This window comes from Citrobacter sp. RHBSTW-00524 (assembly GCF_013747755.1).
Lineage (GTDB): Bacteria > Pseudomonadota > Gammaproteobacteria > Enterobacterales > Enterobacteriaceae > Citrobacter > Citrobacter braakii.
Genome location: NZ_CP056421.1, coordinates 609,487 through 626,155, shown reverse-complemented (window position 1 = coordinate 626,155; position 16,669 = coordinate 609,487). Strand labels below are relative to the sequence as shown.

The window sequence follows — 16,669 nt, the reverse complement described above, 5'->3', positions numbered from 1 at the left end:
AAGGTGAGAGTTACATGCCGGTAATTAAAGTACGTGAAAACGAGCCGTTCGACGTAGCACTGCGTCGCTTCAAGCGTTCATGCGAAAAAGCAGGTGTTCTGGCGGAAGTTCGTCGTCGTGAGTTCTATGAAAAACCGACTACTGAACGTAAGCGCGCTAAAGCTTCTGCTGTGAAACGTCACGCGAAGAAACTGGCTCGCGAAAACGCACGCCGTACTCGTCTGTACTAATCCATTGAGAGCCAAGGCTCTCAATTCAGACAGAGTTGTAGTTGTAAGGCCGTGCTTCCGGAAGGAATGCGCGGCTTGTTTTCGTTTATACGCGTCATCATTCAAGCTGCCTCTGCGTTGGCTGCAGTCGTTCCCTCCAGTCACGTACTGATGTACGCTCCTGAGGATTCGCTCCCTTGCCGTCTTGAAGCATCTTGAATGATTTTGTGTATATAAGTCATAAAAAAATAAACGGGGCATATGGCTGGACGAATTCCACGCGTATTTATAAATGACCTGCTGGCAAGAACCGACATTGTCGATCTCATCGACGCGCGGGTAAAGCTGAAGAAGCAGGGCAAAAATTATCATGCGTGCTGTCCGTTCCATAACGAAAAAACCCCCTCTTTCACCGTAAACGGTGAGAAACAGTTTTATCACTGCTTTGGGTGTGGCGCACATGGCAACGCCGTCGACTTTCTCATGAACTACGACAAGCTCGAGTTTGTGGAAACCGTCGAAGAACTGGCCGCAATGCACAACCTTGAAGTGCCCTATGAAGCAGGCAGTGGCCCTAGTCAGATAGAGCGCCATCAACGGCAAAGCCTTTATCAATTAATGGACGGCCTGAACACTTTTTATCAACAGTCTTTGATGCAACCCGCCGCTACCCCCGCGCGCCAGTACCTGGAAAAGCGAGGATTAAGTAGCGACGTTATCACCCGTTTTGCTATTGGTTTTGCGCCCCCCGGCTGGGACAACGTCCTGAAACGATTTGGCGGCAATGCTGAGAATCGTAAATCGCTGGTCGATGCGGGAATGTTGGTCACCAACGATCAGGGACGCAGTTACGATCGCTTCCGCGAACGGGTGATGTTCCCCATCCGCGACAAACGTGGTCGAGTCATTGGTTTTGGTGGACGCGTGCTGGGCGATGCCCTGCCGAAGTATCTCAACTCCCCGGAAACCGATATTTTCCATAAAGGTCGCCAGCTGTATGGCCTTTATGAAGCCCAGCAGGATAACGCCGATCCGCAGCGCCTGTTAGTGGTAGAAGGCTATATGGATGTGGTGGCGCTGGCGCAATACGGCATTAACTACGCTGTGGCATCCCTTGGGACGTCAACCACCGCCGATCACATCCAGTTGTTGTTCCGCGCGACGAACAACGTAATTTGCTGTTACGACGGTGACCGTGCCGGACGCGACGCAGCATGGCGCGCGCTGGAAACCGCACTGCCCTATATGACAGACGGACGCCAGCTACGCTTTATGTTTTTACCTGACGGCGAAGACCCCGATACGCTGGTGCGTAAAGAAGGGAAAGAGGCCTTTGAAGCCCGGATGGAGCAGGCGCTGCCACTCTCCGCGTTTTTATTCAACAGCCTGTTGCCGCAGGTGGATTTGAGTACCCCGGACGGACGCGCACAGCTCAGCACGCTGGCATTACCGCTGATTACTCAGGTACCAGGCGAAACGTTGCGCATTTATCTGCGACAGGAGTTGGGAAACAAGCTCGGCATTCTGGATGACAGCCAGCTTGAACGTTTAATGCCAAAACTGGCAGAAAATGGGGCTTCCCGCCCTGTTCCACAGCTAAAACGTACGACCATGCGTATACTTATAGGGTTGCTGGTACAGAACCCGGGTCTCGCCCCGCTGGTTCCGCCGTTAGGCGCACTGGATAGCAATAAACTGCCTGGACTTGGCTTATTCAGAGAACTGGTCAACACTTGTCTGGCTCAGCCAGGTCTGACCACCGGACAACTTTTAGAACACTATCGTGGCACAAATGATGCTGCGACCCTTGAAAAACTGTCGATGTGGGACGATATAGCAGATAAAGATATCGCAGAAAAAACCTTCACCGACTCACTCAACCATATGTTTGATTCGATGCTTGAGCTGCGCCAGGAAGAGTTGATAGCTCGGGAGCGCACACACGGTTTAAGCAGCGAAGAACGCCGGGAACTCTGGACGCTGAACCAGGAACTGGCCAAGAAATAACAGAAAGACAAAAGTATTTAACGGCTTAACTGCCGAATATCGCTCGGGAAGCCCCCGACAGCCGCACGGAGAGGCAGCGGCAAAATATAAGTATGCCCTCGTTTTGCCGTTGGCGGTTTTACCGCCCAACACCAATCAAACGAATTAAGTGTGGATACCGTCTTATGGAGCAAAACCCGCAGTCACAGCTGAAGCTACTTGTCCAACGTGGTAAGGAGCAAGGCTATCTGACCTATGCCGAGGTCAATGACCATCTGCCGGAAGATATCGTCGATTCAGATCAAATCGAAGACATCATCCAAATGATCAATGACATGGGTATTCAGGTGATGGAAGAAGCACCTGATGCCGATGATCTGCTGCTTGCTGAAACCTCCAACAGCACCGATGAAGACGCGGAAGAAGCGGCTGCCCAGGTTCTGTCCAGCGTTGAGTCCGAAATCGGTCGTACAACTGACCCGGTCCGCATGTACATGCGTGAAATGGGTACCGTTGAACTGTTAACCCGTGAAGGCGAAATCGACATCGCTAAACGCATCGAAGACGGGATTAACCAGGTTCAATGCTCCGTTGCCGAATACCCGGAAGCCATCACCTACCTGCTTGAGCAATACGATCGTGTAGAAGCTGAAGAAGCGCGTCTTTCCGATCTGATCACCGGCTTTGTCGATCCGAACGCGGAAGAAGACATGGCGCCAACGGCGACACACGTCGGTTCTGAGCTCTCTCAGGAAGAGATGGATGACGATGCAGACGAAGATGAAGAAGATGACGACGACAGCAGCGATGACGACAACAGCATCGACCCTGAATTAGCGCGTGAAAAATTCGGTGAACTGCGTACTCAGTACGAAATCACTCGCGACACCATCAAAGCGAAAGGCCGCAGCCATGCTGCCGCGCAGGAAGAAATTCAGAAGCTGTCTGAAGTGTTCAAACAGTTCCGCCTGGTGCCGAAGCAGTTCGACTACCTGGTAAACAGCATGCGCGTCATGATGGACCGCGTGCGTACTCAGGAACGTCTGATCATGAAGCTCTGCGTTGAGCAGTGCAAAATGCCGAAGAAAAACTTCATCACCCTGTTCACTGGCAACGAAACCAGCGAAACCTGGTTCAACGCGGCAATCGCGATGAACAAACCGTGGTCTGAAAAACTGCACGACGTGGCAGATGATGTTCACCGCGGACTGCAGAAACTGCAGCAGATTGAAGAAGAAACCGGCCTGACCATCGAGCAGGTTAAAGACATCAACCGTCGCATGTCCATCGGTGAAGCGAAAGCCCGCCGTGCGAAAAAAGAGATGGTTGAAGCGAACTTACGTCTGGTTATCTCTATCGCCAAGAAATACACCAACCGTGGTCTGCAGTTCCTGGATTTGATTCAGGAAGGTAACATCGGTCTGATGAAAGCGGTTGATAAGTTTGAATACCGTCGTGGTTACAAGTTCTCTACCTATGCAACCTGGTGGATCCGTCAGGCGATCACCCGCTCGATCGCGGATCAGGCACGTACCATCCGTATCCCGGTACATATGATTGAGACCATCAACAAGCTCAACCGTATCTCCCGTCAGATGCTGCAAGAGATGGGCCGCGAGCCGACGCCGGAAGAGCTGGCTGAACGCATGCTGATGCCGGAAGACAAGATCCGTAAAGTGCTGAAGATCGCTAAAGAGCCTATCTCCATGGAAACGCCGATCGGCGACGATGAAGATTCGCATCTGGGTGATTTCATCGAGGATACCACCCTCGAGCTGCCGCTGGATTCTGCTACCACCGAGAGCCTGCGTGCCGCAACGCACGACGTTCTGGCTGGCCTGACCGCCCGTGAAGCGAAAGTTCTGCGTATGCGTTTCGGTATCGATATGAATACCGACCACACGCTGGAAGAAGTCGGTAAACAGTTCGACGTTACCCGCGAACGTATCCGTCAGATCGAAGCGAAAGCGCTGCGTAAACTGCGCCACCCGAGCCGCTCTGAAGTGCTGCGTAGCTTCCTCGACGATTAATCTCGCCGCATAAGCATAAACGCCACCGCAAGGTGGCGTTTTTCTTTATAGTCCCCGCCTGGCCAGGGCGTCATTCACTTCCCGATACGCCTCCACCAGTTTATCCAGAGTAATCCGGCTTAACCCGCTGGGATTCGGCAAAACCCATATTTGCGTCGCGCCAATAGTCAGCGTTTGTTTTCCCCACTGCGCCCCACGCTGGCTGAGGCCCTGCTCAAATGCCTGCTTCCCAAGGATTGCGAGTGCAGCAGGCTGATACTCTTCTATTTTCTCAATGAGCTTACGACCGCCGTTGCGCATCTCCTGTAGCTTCACTTCATTGGCTTGCACCGTCGGTCTGTCGACAAATTTAGTCACCCCGCAACGGAAGTCCAGCAGGTGTTGTGCCTCTTCGGGTTTGAGCTGGCGATCGGTAAATCCCGCCTGATGGATGACCTTCCAGAAGCGATTAGCGGGATGTGCAAAGGGGAATCCTGTACCTGCGGAAGACAACCCCGGATTGATGCCGCAAAACACCACCCGCAGCCCCGGCGCCAGTATGTCCTTAACCATAATTACTCCCATCAATACATCAGAGGAACAAGTATAACGGACTGAAAATACATTGTTTATAAAAACAGCATCCGTACGCTTATGTCTGGATTGCAACGCGGAGTTACTTTATAATCCACCGCCACGGCCCCTTAGCTCAGTGGTTAGAGCAGGCGACTCATAATCGCTTGGTCGCTGGTTCAAGTCCAGCAGGGGCCACCAAGATTCAAGGACTTGCGAGAAATCGCAGGTCCTTTTTTTTGGGGGTTCTTCCGTAGCTGTTGGCGCGAGCCAAAAGGATTCCTGCTGGAACAAATCAATATCTGTTCGCACCAAAATGTGAAATAAGAGCCGGGAAGAATACGGCAGGCGGGGCCTGAAGATATATTACGGGATGCCTCTGTCCAGCAACAAGCTGGTCACTGTCCCCCTCTGGACGTCGCCATCCAGAGATGGAAACGTCCGTTAGAGTTTGATTCGATAGTCAGCTCAAACTAGCTCTTTGAGCTGCTCCTGCATATAGGTTGAAAAATACTCTGGGTTCTTGATAAGGATGCGGTTACCGGAGGCCACTTTTTCTGCCCATCCAGCCACTTTTTTCGTGAACTCGGGATTCCATCCCTCCTGCTCACCCCGTGCCATCACAGCTTCCGGACTCGCTGGCACACCTAAGTCATGCAAATACTTTAAGATTCCCTTAGCGGTACTTTCATCCATTGAATGGGGTACTGACGCCGAAGTGTTCATACCACCAATAAAATCCAATGCTTTCTCAATTGCTGTTGGCATGCTCTTATCCTTAAAATTAACCACGTGAGAGACACATTTATACTATGTACCCAACTCCGCCGGGATATCAAAGAGAACATCACCTTTATTTGATTTACCCCGCAGCTAAACGCTTGCGGCGGCTGTTTTCTGCACGATTAATTCGCTATCCCGGCCAAAACCAGCCCGGTCGCTACCGCATTACGCGGCCCTTCGGTACCACGGATGTTGCCCTGTCCGGCAACCACGCCGTAATGCGCCAGCGCGTCGGTGATCATCTGCGGGATTTCGAAATCCAGCGAGGAGCCGCCCACCAGCACCACAAAAGTCATATCACGAATAGAGCCCCCGGGTGATACCTGGCGTAAAGCGCGCAGGCAGTTGGTCACAAAAACCTTCTCTTTGGCCTGTCGGCGCACCAACCGAATTTTTTCCAGCGAGGTCTGGTTATCTACGGGGATCAGCTCGCCGTTTTTCAGATAAACGACTTTGGCAAACACTGACGGACTGAGCGGTTCGCGAAAAAACTCCACCGCGCCGTTCTCGTGGCGAATGCTGAACAGGCTCTCCACTTTTGCCAGCGGGTATTTTTTAATTTCCTCCGCCAGAAACGGATCGCTTAAGCCCAGCTCGGTTTGAATCAACAGGCTGACCATATTCCCCGCGCCAGCCAGATGGACCGCTTTCACAACGCCATCGCTATTGATAATGGCGGCATCGGTAGAGCCTGCGCCTAAATCGAGGATCGCCAGCGGTGCAGCACATCCGGGCGTTGTTAACGCACCGGCAACAGCCATGTTGGCCTCCACGCCGCCGACTTCAACCGGGATGTTTAAACGGGCGCTCAGCTCACTGGCGATGGCCTGCATCTGTAAGCGATCGGATTTCACCATCGCCGCAATGCCTACGGCGTTCTCCATTGAACACTCCCCGGCAATACCGCCCTGCACCTTGCGGGGAATAAACGTATCCACCGCCAACAGATCCTGAATATACACCGCGTGCATGTCGTGACCGGTCAGCGAGGCCATCACCTTACGCACCCGCTCCAGCATGCCACCTGCATGCGTACCTGCTTCACCACGAATATCGCACACGGGCGCACAGGTGCTCATCGCCTGCATAATGGCCTGTGCGCCTTGCGCTACGTCGGCTTCACCGCCACGCTTTTCGCCGCGGATAAAGATCTTACCCGCCGGGATCACCCTTGAGCGCACATCACCCTGCGGGGTTTTCAGCACCACGGCGGAACGGTTGCCAATTAGCGCCCTGGCGATGGGGACGATGGTTTGCGTTTCCTCGGGCGTCAGGGTAAAGAAGGTCGCGATGCCGTAAGGATTCGACAGCACTCGCACCACCTGTCCTGGGGCCGCCACTTCCACCGCCGCCAGCACACCTTCCGGCACCTTCTCCAGGAGGGTGACTTCATCTACCACCGGCATTGTTCGACGCAGACGATTGTTCACCAGCACGCCATCATCTTTTTTCAGGATCGCCGCCACCACGTTGACACCGCGATCCAGCGCCTCATTGATAAACCAAACCGCCTCGAGGAAATCCCTCTCCTCACCGACCAGCGGGATCCAGCCCTGGGTAAACCGATCTTCACTCAACGCCGCCAGCTTCTCCACGGCGATGGTGGTTCCCATTCCCACGCCAACGCCGCCGGGCGTTTGCGGGTTATGCCCAATCATTGTTGATTCGGTAATGATGGTTTCAGTGATGGTTTCCATCGCCACATCGCCAATCACCGGTGCCGCCTCGTTGATGCAGATTTTCGCCACATCCTGAAGCGACCACGGGGTGTTATTCAGCGCCTGCTGCAGGGAGGCCACCACCCCGGCAATATTGTCCCGTGTACCTTTCATACCGGTCGTGGCGACAATCCCGCTGGAGATAAACCGGCCATGCTGCGCCAACGCCACTTCGGTGGTGGCGTTGCCGATATCAATCCCTGCAATTAACGGCATACAACCTCCGTCACTGGCTGCCTTTACGCAGCTTGTTTCTCTGCTGATACACCTCTGCCGACTCGCGGACAAACCCGGCGTTCACCGTGGCATGCCAGGTATGTTCCAGTTCATCGGCAATGGCCTGAAGCTCGGCGAACGAAGAACGAAACGGCCGCAGCGCGTTGTAAATTTCAAGAATACGGGCATCCGGGATTGCTATAAGCTCCGCCGCACGACGGAAATTACGCGCCACGGCGTGACGCTGCATCTGTTCGGCAATCTGCGCCTGGTACTCCAGCGTTTGCTGAGAAATACGCACATCCTGCGGACCTACGCGGCCCGCCAGCACATTCTCAAGGGTAATCTCGGTTAGCGGTTTGCCGGTAGGAGTCTGGATTTTCTCCGGGCAGCGGGTTGCTAATGGATAATCCTGCGCGGTCATGATGTTGTCGTTCATGGTCATTCCCTTACGAGTGCAATATGCAGCGTGACAGGCGCAGCATCCTGCACCACGTGTTTGGTCTCTTTGATATGAAACAGCGCGGCCTTGGCCATAAATTTGGGGCGTACCATCTGGTCATTAACCACTGGCACTGGCGAAGGCGACTCTTTACGTGCATAGCGCGCGGCGTTTTTACCAATCTGGCGATAGGTTTCCAGCGTCAGCAGCGGAGCCTGAGAGAACAGCTCAAGGTTGCTCAGAGGCAGCAGATCGCGCTGATGAATCACCGTGGTTCCTTTCGACTGGATACCAATCCCGATGCCAGAACCGCTGAGATTTGCCGCATCCCATGCCATAAATGAAACATCCGAGGTGCGCAGAATCCTCACCACCCGAGCATGCAGGCCCTCTTCTTCAATGCCGGCAACCAGTTCTTTCAAAATCGCTTTGTGCGGCATATCAATCAATGTTTTGTGCTGATACTTATCAAAGGCCGGGCCGACGCCTATCACGACTTCATCCACGCGTTCGTCCGCTTTAGCCGCCTCGCCTTCGCTCACCTGCAAGGTGAAAACCGGCTTACGTTCAGTTGTGCATTCCACTGTGTACCGCCTTATTCGATCGAGCCAGGCTGAACCACGCCCGCAATATTTTTAATTTCCGCCCAACGTTCGGCAGAGATGCGATAGCCGGTGCCGGGTCCCTGATAATCGTTGATGTCATTAACGGCGCTGACGACGTCGAACTGACGATCCAGAATGGCCGACGTTTGCAGGTAATCACCAGTAACACGCTGCCTCAGCATGTTGAGGATATTGCTGGCGATGTCTTCGAAGCCGCTGGAACTCAACGCGCCGACGATATCCAGCCCGGTGATATTGCGCTTCATCATCTCTTCCACGGCAGCCAAATCTTCCACCACATTGCGCGCGGGCATATCTTTGCTGCCGTGAGCGTAAGTGGCGGCCTCCACCTCTTCATCGCTAATCAGCGGCAGGCCCAGTTCGCGGAACACCGCCTGAATGGCGCGCGCGGCCTTATTGCGGATGGCGATTGTCTCCTCTTCCGTGACCGGACGCAGGCCCCCGTCAACCATCAGATCGCGTTGCAGAATGTTGTAATCATCGAAGTCTTCAGCGTCGAAGTTCGACCCGGCAAACATGTTGTCGTAGTTCGGTACCGCGCTATAGCCGGAGAAGATAAAGTCGGTGCCCGGCAGCATCTGCATCAGGGTGCGGGCAGTACGACGAATATCGGAGTGGGAAAAGGTCTGGTCATTGGCGGAGGCCACTTCAAGGTCGAGCATAGAGGCAATCAGGTTTTCCGCCAGCACCGCGCGAATCCCCGACGGCACAGCGCCGGTCATGCCGATACAGCTGACCGCACCGTTTTGTAACCCCTGTACGCCCGCGCCTTTAGTGATAAAAATGCAACGCGACTCCAGATAAAGCATCGATTTACTTTCGGAATAGCCCATCAGCGCTTCCGAACCGGTGCCGGAGGTGTAGCGCATCTTCAGACCACGAGAAGCATACGCCGAGGCAAGAAACGCTTTTGACCACGGCGTATCATCGCCATCGGTAAACACCGACTCCGTGCCATATACCGACACCGTTTCGGCGTAGCTGGTTAACCCGCGCATTCCCAGTTCCAGCTCCGTGGCCTCTTCAACGGAGCATTGCGTCAGCACGCCGGGGCGACCGCATTGGGACCCCACCAGCAGCGCCAGGGCGTTAAACGGCGCATAGCGGGCGATCCCGACCGTTGTTTCCTGTTCGGAAAAGCCACGGATCCCCGCTTCAGCAGCGTCGGCAGCAATCTGTACCGGGTTATCTTTCAGGTTGGTCACGTGGCACTGATTGGAGGGGGTGCGTCTGGCGCGCATTTTTTGCAGCGCCATCATCATCTCCACCACGTTCATTTGCGCCATCACCTCCACCGCTTTCGCCGGGGTGATGGCAGTCGTAATGGCAATGATCTCTTCCCGACTGACGTGGATATCCACCAGCATTCTGGCGATCTCCAGCGCGTCGAGCTGCATGGCGCGCTCGGCCTCGGGCACGTTAATCGCGTAATCGGCAATGAACCGGTCAATCATGTCGAACTCGGCGCGGCTCTTGCCGTCCAGCTCAACAATACGACCATTTTCCACCTTCACCGACGAAGCCGGATCGTAAGGGCTTTCCATTGCGATCAGCCCCTCTTCAGGCCATTCGCCAATTAGCCCATCCTGATTTACAGGCCGCTGGGCAAGCACTTCAAATCGTTTTGATCTTCTCATAGTTTATGGACTCAAAAGATAAAAAATAGGGACGCCGGGCCGTATTGCCGGGGACACAACACCCGGCATTCGCCTTTCATCAGCAATAGCCGAACTCTAAATGAGCAGGACAATAAAAAAATAAAATTAATTTCGTTCCAATTTGGTACGTAATAAAAATCCATCGTTTCATATTGAAACGCGGCTCAGGAATATTCACCGTGAATTGTGACGAGGTTAAATGATCATTATCAATAAACGCCACAACAGGAAACTGAACGTAATATTTTTGAAATCCCCACCCTATTGACTTAATAACGCGGGGCGAGAAAATAAGATAAAGCCAATGATAAAAATAGCTGTTGCGCGATATTTTCGTGACCTCAGCCCTACAACCTTTTCAGGAGAGACTGTGAATAAGAGCCAACAAATCGCCACCATTACGCTGGCGGCTGCAAAGAAAATGGCGCAGGCCGTCGAGGCTAAAGCGCTTGAAATCAACGTTCCGGTGGTGTTTTCCGTGGTGGATCACGGCGGGAACACGCTGCTAATGCAACGTATGGACGACGCGTTTGTCACCAGCTGTGATATCTCTCTTAATAAAGCTTATACCGCCTGCTGCCTGCGACAGGGTACCCACGAAATTACCGATGCGGTACAACCAGGTGCCTCTCTATATGGCTTGCAGCTCACCAATCAACAACGAATTGTTATTTTTGGCGGCGGTTTACCTGTCATATTAAACGGCAAAGTAATCGGTGCCGTTGGCGTAAGTGGCGGTACCGTCGAACAAGACAGATTATTAGCAGAAACCGCACTGAATTGTTTCTCTGAATTATAATTTAAATCTAAGAAGGTATATTATGAGCTATCGTATGTTTGATTACCTGGTGCCAAATGTGAACTTCTTTGGCCCCAATGCTATTTCCGTGGTCGGCGAACGCTGCAAACTGTTGGGCGGTAAAAAAGCGCTGCTGGTCACTGATAAAGGTCTGCGGGCGATTAAAGACGGCGCGGTAGATAAAACCCTCACACATCTGCGTGAAGCCGGTATTGACGTCGTGGTTTTTGACGGCGTTGAGCCAAACCCCAAAGACACCAACGTGCGCGACGGCCTGGAGGTCTTTCGGAAAGAGCATTGCGACATCATCGTTACCGTTGGCGGCGGTAGCCCGCATGACTGCGGTAAAGGCATCGGTATCGCCGCGACTCACGAAGGGGATCTCTACAGCTATGCCGGGATTGAAACCCTGACCAACCCGCTGCCGCCGATCGTTGCGGTGAATACCACCGCCGGTACCGCCAGCGAAGTCACCCGCCACTGCGTGCTGACCAATACCAAAACCAAAGTGAAGTTTGTGATTGTCAGCTGGCGCAACCTGCCGTCGGTCTCCATTAACGATCCGCTGCTGATGCTCGGCAAGCCAGCCCCACTGACTGCGGCCACCGGGATGGACGCCCTGACCCACGCCGTGGAAGCCTACATTTCCAAAGATGCCAACCCGGTCACCGACGCTGCCGCTATCCAGGCGATCCGCCTGATCGCCCGTAACTTGCGTCAGGCCGTGGCGCTGGGCAGCAACCTGAAAGCTCGCGAGAACATGGCCTACGCCTCCCTGCTGGCGGGTATGGCCTTCAACAACGCCAACCTCGGCTACGTTCACGCGATGGCGCATCAGCTTGGCGGTCTTTACGACATGCCGCACGGCGTGGCGAATGCCGTACTGCTGCCGCACGTAGCGCGCTATAACCTGATCGCTAACCCGGAAAAATTTGCCGACATCGCAGAGTTTATGGGCGAGAACACGGACGGACTCTCCACCATGGATGCCGCCGAGCTGGCCATTCATGCTATTGCCCGCCTCTCCGCCGACATCGGTATTCCGCAGCATCTGCGCGATCTGGGCGTCAAAGAAGCCGATTTCCCGTATATGGCGGAAATGGCGCTGAAGGACGGCAACGCCTTCTCCAACCCGCGCAAAGGGAACGAGAAAGAAATTGCCGAGATCTTCCGTCAGGCATTCTGATAACGCAGGGGGCGCAATGTCACTTTCATCACCGGGCGTAAATCTGTTTTATCACTCACGCTGGCTGGATACTCGCGTGCTTGATGAGCTGTGCTGGGGACTGGAAGAGCAAGGCGTCCCTTGCCGGGCAATCTGTTGCGACGAGCATGACTGCGCGCTGGCATTGAGCAAACTTGCGGCCAAAAGCTCAACGCTACGTGTCGGTCTGGGTCTTAATGCCACGGGTGATATTGCTTTAACCCACGCCCAGTTGCCCGAAGATCGGGCGCTGATCCGTGGGCATATCCGCGCCGGAGCAGCCCAGCTCCGCGTCCTCGGCGCCAATGCCGGTCAACTGGTCAAAGTACTTCCCTTCAGCGAGATAAAATAAATGTACCGCATCTACACCCGAACTGGCGATAAAGGCACGACCGCGCTGTTTGGCGGCAGCCGTATCGACAAAGATGACATCCGCGTTGAGGCCTATGGCACGGTGGATGAACTGATTTCCCAGCTTGGCGTCTGCTATGCCAGCACGCACCAGGCTGAACTACGCCAGGATCTGCACGCCATGCAGAAGATGCTGTTTGTACTGGGTGCGGAACTCGCCAGCGATGAGAAAGGACTCGCGCGCTTACAACAGCGTATTGGCGAGGAGGATATTCAGGCGCTGGAGCAGCTTATTGACCGCAATATGGCGCAAAGCGGTCCGCTCAAAGAGTTTGTTATTCCGGGGAAAAATCTGCCATCGGCACAGCTACACGTTGCGCGCACTCTGACGCGCCGACTGGAGCGGATCCTTATCGCGATGAGCAGAACGCTGACGTTACGCGATGAACCCAGACGCTATATCAACCGACTGTCAGACGCGCTGTTCTCGATGGCGAGAATTGAAGAAACTAGTCCAGATGCTTGCGCTTAAACTGGCTGGCATCAATATCGTATTGCTTCATCTTGCGCCACAAGGTAGTGCGACCAATGTTCAGCAGTTGCGACATCTCCTGTACGCGTCCGCTGGTGACGCGAGCAGCATGGATAATCGCCTCTTTTTCGATAGCGGTAAAGGTCAGACTGGCTGGCAGCAGTGAAGACGCAGTCTCCAGACCAGGACGTTCGGCAAACAGATAATCCGGTAGATTGCTCAGCCGAATATGGCCGTTATCACTGCTGATGGCGATGTTTTCGATAATGCTGTTGAGCTCAAAGTCATTGCCCGGCCACGAATAGGCCACCAGCTGTGCCAGCGCGTCGTCGTCGATCTTCAAACTGGATGAAAAACGTTTTTTCAGGCTATTCAGCCGCGTATAAATCAGCGAGGGAATACTGTTACGCCGCGCCCGCAGCGGGGGGATCACTATCTCAAAAGAGTGCAGCGCGTAATACAGCTGACGGCTAAAGCGGTTTTGCTCCACCAGATTGGCGAGATCAACCGTGGTGGTGGCGATCACTTTGACATCCACCGGAATCAACCGACGGGCATCCAGGCGGGTTAATACCCCCTGCTTGATCACCTGTAACAGCGCGGATTGCAGCTCCGGCGCCAGATATTCAATTTTTTCCAGAAACAGCGTGCCGCCGTTCGCCAGTTCAAGACGGCTCAACCGGCCATTTTCATCGTCGGTTGGCGCACTGCCCATAAAATCCTGCCCCAGCACGCTGTTGGCATAAAGCTGACAGTTCACGGCGATATACGGCCCGCTGGCGCGCTCGCTTTCGTTGTGAATGGCCTGGCTCAGCAGCTCCTTACCAACGCCCTCTTCCCCGCACAGCAGGATCGGGAAACTCCCCCTCGCTGCCTGGCGACCAAAATGGATCAAGCGGCGGGTTTCCGGATCGTCAGTCGACATCTGCTCAAAGGTGTGGCTCACCTTGCCGAGCTGGCTGGTCATCAGCTGGCGCATTTGCTCCACCGGATGCAGTAGCAGGATAAAGCTGTTGCCCTGCTCCTCAACAATCGGTTTCAGGGTGATGACGGCATCAACAAACTGATGCTGGCTTTCAAAGGTAACTTCGACGTGATTCAGGCCGCGGGCATGTTTGATCGCCCGGCGCAGCAGCATGGGGAGATTGAGCAGATCGTGAATGTTTTTTCCCTGACTGGCCTGCGCATCGAGATGCAAAAGCAGCGCCGCACGCGCATTGAGGAACTGCAATACGCCCTGTTCGTTCCAGGCCATCACACCATCATCCATACTCTCCAGCAGCCCGTACATCTGGTTCAGATGGCGGTTGGATTCAGCCAGCAGGCTGTCGGTCAGCAAAGAGTTGCCGACTTCTCTGGCAATCGCCAGCGTCAGGGATAAATCAGAAACGCACTCATGCTCCACCAGACAACACAGCGAGATGGAGCCGAACAGTCGACCATGGTTATCGAAGACCGGCGTCGAGCAGAACGACCACGGATGCAGCGCCTGTTTAAAATGCTGTTTACCAGAAGTTTTTGTCGGCTGGCCCGGCATCGTCGCCAGCGACAGCGCACAACTGCCAATGATGCTTTCCGCACAGTAGCTGCCGTCGCGAAACCCAAGCTCCGCCAGCTGTTCCACCGTCTGTGGATCACCGCAACGGCTGAGAATACAGGCTGATTCATCCAGAATCAGCAGCGCGCACGGGCGGCCGTCCATAAACTCCCAGGCATCTTCCAGCGCAGCCTGAGCAATCGTCAGCAACGCCGTCTTGCGACGACAAATCGACTCAAAGGTCAGCCCTTGCGCCTGATGCGGCGCCTGCCAGGTTTCCCGCTGCATAAACTTGCTGCAACGATGCCATGACTGGGCAATGACTGAAGAGACTTCCTTCCCGATGCTATGCGTGTGCGCCGTCATATCCCTTTCCGCTGTTTAACCATAGACAACCCCTCCGGCAGAGACTGTCAGAGGGGGAGAAGATGCCGGATAAAAACCTACCGACGACTGATTAACGCGCCAGCCACTGCTGTCCCAGCAGGTCTGCCGTCAAAATAGCGGCATGTACGCTTTCAGGCGTTACCGGGAACGGCATATTGTGGATGGTTTCACCTTCTGCACAGGTCGCTTTTGCTACGGCCATGATCTTGCCGTCAACGTCTTCTTTCACGCCCATTTCCGCTAACGTTACCGGCAGGCCTACTTTCTGACAGAAATTCAGCACGGTTTCGATCTCTTCCATCGGGCTGTTTTGCAACACCAGCTGCGCCAGCGTACCAAAGGCGACTTTTTCACCGTGGTACAAATGGTGGCACTCTTCCAGAATCGTAAAGCCGTTGTGGATCGCATGCGCCCCTGCCAGACCGCTGCTTTCAAAGCCGATGCCGCTGAGGTAAGTGTTAGCTTCGACAATACGCTCCAGCGCATCGGTCACCACGCCGGCCTGCGCGGCAAAGCGTGCCTTCTCGCCTTCCGCCAGCAGGGTATCATAGCACAAGCGCGCCAGGCTCAGCGCCGCCACGGTGGACTGTCCGCCCGCCATGCTGGTCGCTCTGGCGTCATAACAGGCTTTCGCTTCAAACCAGGTCGAGAGCGCATCGCCCATCCCGGCCACCAGCAGACGTACCGGCGCTTTGGCAATGATTGCAGTGTCCATCACTACCATATCCGGGTTTTTCGGGTAGATCAGATACTCTTCAAACTCACCGGCTTCGGTATAGATAACGGACAGCGCGCTGGTTGGCGCATCGGTAGACGCGATAGTCGGGATCACCACCACCGGCAACTTCTGGTAGTAGCCAATCGCTTTGGCGGTATCCAGCGTTTTCCCGCCACCAATCCCAACCACGCCGCGGCAACCGTGCTGTTTCAAAATGGCAATCAGGCGATTAATTTCAACATGGCTACATTCACCGTTAAAGCGTTCCGCATGGCAGCTAATGTCATGACTGTGCAGGCCGTTTAGTACCTTCTCTCCCGCCAGCTTCATCACGAAGTCATCCGCAATCACGAAAAAGCTGTCCGCCAGATTTTTAGCGTATTGACCAAACAAGGTGGAAGCGTCAGGACCCTGGAGATATTTGGCTGGAGATTGAATAACTTTTAGCATTCCTTTCATCCTCAAATAAGTACATGTTTTTACATGGTGAGCCCTGGCGTTAACCCGTTTAGCCTGATGTTGACGGCGAAAGCGGACGTACCGGAGCGATGTAATAACTGTATGGCGAGGCGTGTACAAAAAAATCTTTCGTCATTTTGTTCTGATATGGAACAGATAAAAATGACATGCGTTTCATATTGGAACGCTTAACCACAAAAATAATGAGATTTGCGATCTCGATCCGTTCCGTTACCGCGAAATCACCGACAAACACGATGATAAATTTCCCCAATTACGCGCCATCCTGGGTAAAGCCCCGCAAAAAAGACTGACTGCGCCGTGTGGCCTGCTCTGATCGCAGGAGGAAAAAGTCGAGCGAGTTCGCATTGTGATGATTTCTTGCCTAATTAAGTTTCATTTCGGAACAAAAAACAGCAATCACGTTTCGTAATGAAACTCATTTTCGTGTTGTTTTTTTCC

Annotated in this window: 15 protein-coding genes and 1 tRNA gene; 8 read left to right on the top strand and 8 right to left on the bottom strand. The window is 54.0% G+C overall.

Going from position 1 to position 16,669, the window contains the following annotated elements; translation table 11 throughout:
- Positions 1–14 precede the first annotated feature (14 nt).
- The 3 genes from rpsU (at position 15) to rpoD (ending at position 4,225) form a co-directional block, all read left to right on the top strand.
- A complete protein-coding gene (rpsU, locus tag HV229_RS03050; protein ID WP_001144069.1) occupies positions 15–230 on the top strand; it encodes a 30S ribosomal protein S21 in 216 nt (71 codons plus the stop codon).
- Positions 231–470: 240 nt separating this feature from the next.
- Positions 471–2,216 carry a DNA primase gene (dnaG, locus tag HV229_RS03045; RefSeq protein WP_003828467.1) on the top strand — a complete coding sequence of 582 codons (1,746 nt, stop codon included), beginning with the start codon at positions 471–473 and terminating at the stop codon, positions 2,214–2,216.
- A gap of 164 nt (positions 2,217–2,380) precedes the next feature.
- Positions 2,381–4,225 carry an RNA polymerase sigma factor RpoD gene (gene rpoD / locus HV229_RS03040; protein ID WP_016154549.1) on the top strand — a complete coding sequence of 615 codons (1,845 nt, stop codon included), beginning with the start codon at positions 2,381–2,383 and terminating at the stop codon, positions 4,223–4,225.
- Positions 4,226–4,270: 45 nt separating this feature from the next.
- Here rpoD and mug read toward each other — a convergent pair whose 3' ends face one another.
- Positions 4,271–4,777 (bottom strand): G/U mismatch-specific DNA glycosylase, encoded by a 507-nt coding sequence (gene mug / locus HV229_RS03035; protein WP_103767095.1) that lies wholly within the window; start codon positions 4,775–4,777, stop codon positions 4,271–4,273.
- A gap of 125 nt (positions 4,778–4,902) precedes the next feature.
- On the opposite strand from mug, the gene HV229_RS03030 reads away from it, so the two are divergent.
- Positions 4,903–4,978: transfer RNA gene (locus HV229_RS03030), tRNA-Ile, on the top strand.
- Between the two features lie 267 nt (positions 4,979–5,245).
- Here the strand turns inward: HV229_RS03030 and HV229_RS03025 are convergent.
- The 5 genes from HV229_RS03025 to HV229_RS03005 form a co-directional block, all read right to left on the bottom strand.
- Complete coding sequence (locus tag HV229_RS03025) at positions 5,246–5,569, bottom strand: DUF1889 family protein (protein ID WP_071524484.1); 324 nt, start codon at positions 5,567–5,569, stop codon at positions 5,246–5,248.
- A 113-nt stretch (positions 5,570–5,682) separates the two neighbouring features.
- Complete coding sequence (locus tag HV229_RS03020; RefSeq protein WP_181546878.1) at positions 5,683–7,494, bottom strand: diol dehydratase reactivase subunit alpha; 1,812 nt, start codon at positions 7,492–7,494, stop codon at positions 5,683–5,685.
- Between the two features lie 10 nt (positions 7,495–7,504).
- On the bottom strand, positions 7,505–7,933 hold the full coding sequence (locus HV229_RS03015) for a diol dehydratase small subunit (protein ID WP_016154578.1): 429 nt from the start codon (positions 7,931–7,933) through the stop codon (positions 7,505–7,507).
- Positions 7,934–7,935: 2 nt separating this feature from the next.
- Positions 7,936–8,520 (bottom strand): propanediol/glycerol family dehydratase medium subunit, encoded by a 585-nt coding sequence (locus HV229_RS03010; RefSeq protein ID WP_016154579.1) that lies wholly within the window; start codon positions 8,518–8,520, stop codon positions 7,936–7,938.
- 11 nt (positions 8,521–8,531) lie between these two features.
- Positions 8,532–10,199, bottom strand: coding sequence for a propanediol/glycerol family dehydratase large subunit (locus HV229_RS03005; protein ID WP_016154580.1), 1,668 nt, complete (start codon positions 10,197–10,199; stop codon positions 8,532–8,534).
- Between the two features lie 391 nt (positions 10,200–10,590).
- Between HV229_RS03005 and HV229_RS03000 the strand changes: the two genes are divergently transcribed.
- The 4 genes from HV229_RS03000 to HV229_RS02985 are packed head-to-tail and all read left to right on the top strand — an operon-like array spanning position 10,591 to position 13,106.
- The gene (locus HV229_RS03000; RefSeq protein ID WP_019077737.1) at positions 10,591–11,019 is read left to right on the top strand and encodes a heme-binding protein; all 429 of its coding nucleotides are present in this window, start codon (positions 10,591–10,593) and stop codon (positions 11,017–11,019) included.
- A 22-nt stretch (positions 11,020–11,041) separates the two neighbouring features.
- Positions 11,042–12,205 (top strand): 1,3-propanediol dehydrogenase, encoded by a 1,164-nt coding sequence (gene dhaT, locus HV229_RS02995; RefSeq protein ID WP_016157511.1) that lies wholly within the window; start codon positions 11,042–11,044, stop codon positions 12,203–12,205.
- A gap of 16 nt (positions 12,206–12,221) precedes the next feature.
- The gene (locus tag HV229_RS02990; RefSeq protein ID WP_016243885.1) at positions 12,222–12,575 is read left to right on the top strand and encodes a glycerol dehydratase reactivase beta/small subunit family protein; all 354 of its coding nucleotides are present in this window, start codon (positions 12,222–12,224) and stop codon (positions 12,573–12,575) included.
- A complete protein-coding gene (locus HV229_RS02985) occupies positions 12,576–13,106 on the top strand; it encodes a cob(I)yrinic acid a,c-diamide adenosyltransferase (protein WP_016243886.1) in 531 nt (176 codons plus the stop codon). It abuts the gene before it with no gap.
- Here HV229_RS02985 and dhaR read toward each other — a convergent pair.
- Positions 13,084–15,009, bottom strand: a complete 1,926-nt coding sequence (gene dhaR, locus HV229_RS02980) for a dihydroxyacetone kinase operon transcriptional regulator DhaR (RefSeq protein ID WP_016243887.1) — start codon at positions 15,007–15,009, stop codon at positions 13,084–13,086. The genes HV229_RS02985 and dhaR overlap by 23 nt on opposite strands.
- Before the next feature lie 91 nt (positions 15,010–15,100).
- Positions 15,101–16,198 (bottom strand): glycerol dehydrogenase, encoded by a 1,098-nt coding sequence (locus HV229_RS02975; protein WP_003024745.1) that lies wholly within the window; start codon positions 16,196–16,198, stop codon positions 15,101–15,103.
- Positions 16,199–16,669: the final 471 nt, after the last annotated feature.